The organism is Mesoflavibacter sp. CH_XMU1404-2 (assembly GCF_037029465.1).
In the GTDB taxonomy this organism is placed as follows: domain Bacteria; phylum Bacteroidota; class Bacteroidia; order Flavobacteriales; family Flavobacteriaceae; genus Mesoflavibacter.
Map to the genome: position 1 here is coordinate 275,118 of NZ_JAYMEM010000005.1, position 6,175 is coordinate 281,292.

7 protein-coding genes are annotated in these 6,175 nt (G+C 32.7%); 5 read left to right on the top strand and 2 right to left on the bottom strand.

Annotation, left to right across the window (positions count from 1 at the left end; genetic code table 11):
• Positions 1-7: 7 nt before the first annotated feature.
• The 4 genes from fabF (at position 8) to pyk (ending at position 4,070) form a co-directional block, all read left to right on the top strand.
• Positions 8-1,258, top strand: a complete 1,251-nt coding sequence (gene fabF / locus WA327_RS04630) for a beta-ketoacyl-ACP synthase II (protein WP_336066957.1) — start codon at positions 8-10, stop codon at positions 1,256-1,258.
• A 13-nt stretch (positions 1,259-1,271) separates the two neighbouring features.
• The gene (gene rnc, locus WA327_RS04635) at positions 1,272-2,018 is read left to right on the top strand and encodes a ribonuclease III (RefSeq protein WP_336066958.1); all 747 of its coding nucleotides are present in this window, start codon (positions 1,272-1,274) and stop codon (positions 2,016-2,018) included.
• Between the two features lie 124 nt (positions 2,019-2,142).
• On the top strand, positions 2,143-2,628 hold the full coding sequence (locus tag WA327_RS04640; protein ID WP_336066959.1) for an IPExxxVDY family protein: 486 nt from the start codon (positions 2,143-2,145) through the stop codon (positions 2,626-2,628).
• Entirely contained in the window at positions 2,628-4,070 is a 1,443-nt protein-coding gene (gene pyk, locus WA327_RS04645) for a pyruvate kinase (protein WP_336066960.1), read from the top strand. The genes WA327_RS04640 and pyk overlap by 1 nt, the downstream gene beginning before the upstream one ends.
• 87 nt (positions 4,071-4,157) lie before the next feature.
• On the opposite strand, the gene dinB is transcribed toward pyk, so the two are convergent.
• Positions 4,158-5,261, bottom strand: a complete 1,104-nt coding sequence (gene dinB / locus WA327_RS04650) for a DNA polymerase IV (protein WP_336066961.1) — start codon at positions 5,259-5,261, stop codon at positions 4,158-4,160.
• A 53-nt stretch (positions 5,262-5,314) separates the two neighbouring features.
• Between dinB and WA327_RS04655 the strand changes: the two genes are divergently transcribed.
• Positions 5,315-5,785 (top strand): CYTH domain-containing protein, encoded by a 471-nt coding sequence (locus tag WA327_RS04655; protein ID WP_336066962.1) that lies wholly within the window; start codon positions 5,315-5,317, stop codon positions 5,783-5,785.
• 47 nt (positions 5,786-5,832) lie between these two features.
• Here the strand turns inward: WA327_RS04655 and WA327_RS04660 are convergent.
• Positions 5,833-6,175, bottom strand: a 343-nt coding sequence (locus tag WA327_RS04660) for an OmpA family protein (protein WP_336066963.1), incomplete at its 5' end; no start/stop codon positions are given.

Consider the following 6,175-nt stretch of genomic DNA (forward strand, 5'->3'; position numbering starts at 1 on the left):
AATATTTATGGAACTTAAGCGAGTAGTAGTTACAGGTTTAGGTGCGCTAACACCAATAGGAAACACTAAAGACGAGTACTGGAATGGTCTTGTTAATGGAAAAAGTGGTGCAGCGCCTATAACGTATTTTGATACCGAAAAATTCAAAACTAACTTTGCTTGCGAGTTAAAAAACTTCGTGGCAACAGATTTTCTTGATAGAAAAGAAGCCCGAAAAATGGATAGGTTTACACAGTACGCAATGGTCGCGTCAGACGAGGCTATTGCGGACTCAAACCTTGATTTAGACAAAGTCAACAAACTTAGAGTTGGCGTTGTTTGGGGAGCAGGAATTGGTGGATTAGAAACGTTTCAAAACGAAGTTTTAAACTACGCAGCAGGAGACGGTACACCAAGATTTAATCCTTTCTTTATCCCAAAAATGATTGCAGATATAGCACCAGGTAACATTTCTATTAAAAATGGATTTATGGGACCTAACTATACTACAGTATCTGCATGTGCATCTTCAGCCAATGCAATGATAGATGCCTTAAACTACATACGTTTAGGACATTGTGATGTTATCGTTACCGGAGGTAGCGAAGCAGCAGTTACTATTGCAGGAATGGGTGGATTTAATTCTATGCACGCTTTATCAACTAGAAACGAAAGTCCAGAAACAGCATCAAGACCTTTTGATGCAACTAGAGATGGATTTGTTTTAGGTGAAGGAGCAGGCGCATTAATATTAGAAGAATATGAGCACGCAAAAGCTAGAGGCGCAAAAATTTATGCCGAAGTTGTTGGCGGTGGATTATCTTCAGATGCATATCACATGACAGCTCCACATCCTGATGGAATAGGTGTTATTGCTGTTATGAAAAATTGCCTTGAAAACGCTGGAATAAAACCAGAAGAGGTAGATCATATTAATACTCACGGAACATCAACACCATTAGGTGATGTTGCCGAATTAAAAGCAATTAAAGCTGTTTTTGGAGATCATGCTAAAAACATTAATATTAATTCGACAAAATCCATGACAGGTCACTTATTAGGTGCAGCAGGAGCTATAGAAGCTATTGCATCTATTTTGGCTATGGAAAATGGTACGGTTCCTCCGACAATTAATCATACTACTGTCGATGAAAATATCGATCCAGAACTAAACTTAACATTAAACCAACCTCAAAAAAGAGACATCAAAGTAGCGATGAGCAATACTTTTGGATTTGGAGGTCATAACGCTTGCGTGCTGTTTAAGAAAATAGATTAGTTCATAAATTTACATGAAACGCATTAAAAACATATTTAATTCCCAGTCTAAGGACAAAGGGGAATTTTTTATGTCTATTTCTAAAATTGTAAACTTTAAGCCTAAAAACATAAACCATTACAAAACTGCCTTTACGCATCGTTCTATGAACATAAAAGATAGTAAAGGGCATATTGTAAATTATGAACGTTTAGAATTTTTAGGAGACGCAATGCTTAGCGCTGTTATAGCTCATTATCTATATACCGAAGTACCAAGTGGTGACGAAGGCTATTTAACAAAAATGCGTTCTAAAGTTGTAAGTAGAGAGCATTTAAATGAATTGGGTAAAGATTTAGGCTTAATTAAATTAGTTGAAAGTAAAATACCTAAAGGACAATTTGGAGATAATATTCATGGTAATCTTTTTGAAGCTTTAGTAGGAGCCATTTATTTAGATAAGGGTTATAAAGCTTGCGAAAAATTTATTGAAGACAGAATTATTGAACCTTATGTAGATATTGAAACGCTTGAAGGTAAGGTGATTAGCTATAAGAGTTTATTGATAGAATGGTGCCAAAAAGAGAAAAAGCATTTTGACTACAATGTCTATGAAGACACGGGTAATAGTGATGTTAAACACTTTGCTGTAAAATTATCTATAGATCATAAAGTAGTTTCAAAAGCAAGAGCAACTTCAAAGAAAAAAGCAGAAGAAAAAGCATCTAAAAGAGCCTTTTTTGCTTTTCAAAAGCAGATAACAAAAGCTGCTATTTTATAAAAAATTTACCTTTAAAAATAGGCAAAACACTACAACGTTTTCGTATTTTTTCATGTTAAGAATACGTAAAACATGCTTAAAATAAGCGTGTAAACACTATATTTACGGTTAGTTAAGTAATAAGATGGCTGTAAAAAAATTATTGTTAGACGATTTTTTTGAAGAAGAACAGTTTAGTCTAATAGGAATTCATTGTACAATTGAAGATTTTAGATTAGCCTTTTTAATCAATCAAGTTTTAGATATACGTCTTAAACGAAATAAGGATGATGTTCATTTTTCTAAAGACAATTCTGTTTTTGCGTTATTCGATTTTGATGAAAAACAACAACATATATCTTATCATCTTGTAGCAAATATTTGTAAAGTAAAACATGATCAAAACCAGCAACTTAACTCACTTTTTGGAGACGAAAATTTTGGCTCAACCACACATTTTTTGCTTCCGGAATACAAAAAAGTAAATTATCTGCTTAAGATAGAAACAGATCTTACTTTTAACAAAGAAAAATTGATACTAAACAAACTATTAAAAATACCACAAGTAGTTACAGCTTACAGTATAGATGTAAATACTTTAAAAACTAAAAACAACTTAATATTCAACTAATGCCAAAAAGAAAAAAGACCAAAATAGTTGCAACCTTAGGACCAGCAACAAGTAGTAAAGAGGTATTAAAAGGAATGTTAGACGAAGGTGCTAACGTATTTAGAATTAACTTCTCTCACGCAGATTATAAAGACGTAGAAGAGCGAGTTAAAATGATAAGAGAACTTAATGAAGAATTTGGTTACAATGCTTCTATTTTAGCAGATTTACAAGGTCCAAAATTACGCGTTGGTGTAATGAAAGAAGAGGTAATTGTAAATCCTGGTGACGAAATTATTTTTGCAACAGGCGAAAGATTTGAAGGCACAAAAGAACGTGTTTACATGACTTACAACAACTTTCCGCAAGATGCAAAACCAGGAGAAAGAATTCTTTTAGATGATGGTAAACTTATCTTCGAAGTTGTTTCTACAGATAAGAAAAAAGAAGTTGTAGCTAAAGTAATACAAGGTGGACCATTAAAATCTAAAAAAGGAGTTAACCTACCTAATACTAATATATCTCAACCTGCGTTAACAGAAAAAGATGTAGAAGATGCAATTTTTGCATGTAAGCTAGGTGTAGATTGGATCGCGCTTTCTTTTGTAAGACACGCAGAAGATTTAATGGAGCTTGAAGAGTTAATAAAGAAAAATAGCGAACATAAAATCCCTATCATTGCTAAAATTGAAAAGCCAGAAGGTGTAGCCAACATTGACAAAATTGTTGCTTACTGTGATGGTATAATGGTAGCACGTGGTGATTTGGGTGTAGAAATTCCTGCAGAAGAAGTGCCTTTAGTACAAAAACAATTAGTATTACGCGCAAAAAGAGCAAGAATACCTGTAATTATTGCTACACAAATGATGGAAACTATGATTAATAGTTTAACACCAACACGTGCTGAAGTAAATGACGTAGGTAACTCGGTAATGGATGGAGCAGATGCGGTAATGTTATCTGGTGAGACTAGTGTAGGACAATATCCTATTCAGGTAATTCGTCAAATGTCTAACATTATTAAAAGTGTTGAAGACTCAGATTTAATTAAAGTGCCACAATCACCACCGCATATTCGCACTAAGCGTTACATAACTAAATCTATATGTTATCACGCAGCAAATATGGCTAATGAGATTGATGCAAAAGCCATTTCAACATTAACAAATAGTGGTTATACAGCGTTTCAAATTTCAGCTTGGCGACCAAAAGCACATATTTTAGTATTTACATCTAACCGTCGTATTTTAACTCAATTAAGTTTACTTTGGGGTGTTACAGCATTTTATTACGATAAATATGTTAGTACAGACGAAACTATTGAAGACGTTAACGCTATTGCTTGTAAAAAGGGATTCTTAGAAGTAGGAGACATGCTAATTAGTCTTGCAGCTATGCCAATTCAAGAGAAAGGAATGGTAAATACATTAAGAGTAACAGAAATAGAAAGTTGTAGTTTCTAAAAGCCTGTACTGAGCGCAGTCGAAGAGCAGTCAATAACAGTACAAATATTAAAAGACCAGTTTCTTACTAAGAAGCTGGTTTTTTTATTAAAATTCAAATTTTAATTGTACGCTAACGCTCTTCTTTTCTTCTGTTTTTTTAGTGTTTTGTTCGGTGTTTAGATTAGATAAAGAAATACCTAATAAACGTACAGAATTGCTCAGTTTTTCTTGATATAATAAATCTTTAGCGGTTTCTAAAATTACAGACTTGTCAGCAAAAAAATAGGGCAATGTTTTACTTCGTGTTTGCAGTGTAAAATCGCTGTATTTAATCTTTAAAGTTACTGTTTTACCAGCAACTTTACTTTTACTTAATCGTTTAGAAACTTCTTCAGCAATATGCTCTAATTTTTCAAGCATAAATATTTCTGAAGATAAGTTTTTACTAAATGTACGCTCTGCAGCAAGGCTTTTCCTTATTCTATTTGGTTTTACTTGGCTGTTATGTATTCCTCTAACTATGTAGTAATAATAAGAACCAGATTTGCCAAAATGTTGCTCTAAATATTCTAGAGTTTTTGATTTTAAATCTTTACCAGTAAAGATGCCTTTTTGATACATTTTTTCGGCAGTTACTTTACCTATTCCGTAAAACTTTCTAATATCTAAATCTTCTAAAAAATCTAAAACTTCTTCAGGATTAACCGTTTTTTGTCCGTTAGGTTTGTTGTAATCGCTAGCAACTTTTGCAACAAATTTATTAATACTTACTCCAGCAGAAGCTGTTAAACCAACTTCATTATAAATTCGATTTCTAATTTCTTCAGCAATTAAAGAAGCACTTGGGTTTCCTTTTTTATTTTGAGTCACATCTAAGTAAGCTTCATCTAAAGATAAAGGTTCAACTAAGTCAGTATAATCAAAAAATATGGCTCTAATTTTATTAGAAATTTCTTTATAACGTTCAAAATCTGTTCTAACAAAAATTAAATCAGGACACAGTTTTTTTGCTAATTGACCAGACATAGCACTTTTAACTCCAAATTTTCTAGCCTCATAACTTGCAGCACTAATAACACCACGTGCACTACCGCCACCAACAGCAATTGGTTTACCTTTAAGATCGGGATTATCCATTTGCGCTACAGATGCGTAAAAAGCATCCATATCTACATGAATAATTTTTCTTATTGGTAAATCGTTTTGCATAGTGTAAATTTAGACAATATTACTAACGTTATTAGATAGCATTTTCAAATTTTATGATTGAAATAGAAAGAAAGTTTTTAGTAAAATCTCAAGCTTTTAAAGATGAAGCTTTTAATAAAACACATATAAAACAAGGTTTTTTAAGTACAGATAAAGAAAGAACGGTTAGAGTTAGGCTTAAAGGAGAAAAAGGCTTTTTGACAATAAAAGGATCTTCTTCTAACGATGGATTATCAAGGTTTGAATGGGAAAAAGAGATTAGTAAAGAAGATGCAGAACAGCTTTTTAAATTGTGTAAACAAGGAATTATTGATAAGATAAGATATGAGGTTAAGTCAGGTAATCACATCTTTGAAATTGATGAGTTTTTTGGTGATAATGAAGGTTTAGTTATAGCAGAAATAGAACTTAACACCGAAGATGAAGCATTTGAAAAACCTAATTGGTTAGGAAACGAAGTAACAGGAGATATTAGGTATTATAATTCGCAATTAAGTAATCAACCTTTTAAAACATGGAAATAAAAAAAGCCTAACTAATTTAGTTAGGCTTTTTTTTATATTTTTCAACCTTACTTTTTCACAATCAAGAATTGGCTTCTTCTGTTAAGTTGGTGTTGTTCTTTGCTACAAGGGTTACAGTCTACAGCAGGCTCAGTTTCACCTTTACCAGTTGCAGATATTCTGCTAGCATCAATACCTTTAGAGATAATGTACTGTCTTGTAGTTTGCGCACGTCTTTCTGATAAACCTTGGTTGTAGCTATCAGAACCTCTAAAGTCTGTGTGAGACGTTGCTTCTATAACCATGTCTGGGTATTTGTTCATTACTTGTACTAAGTTATCTAATTCAAACGCTGCTTTTGCTGTGATGTTTGATTTATCAAACTCAAAGTAAATTGGGTTTAATACCACT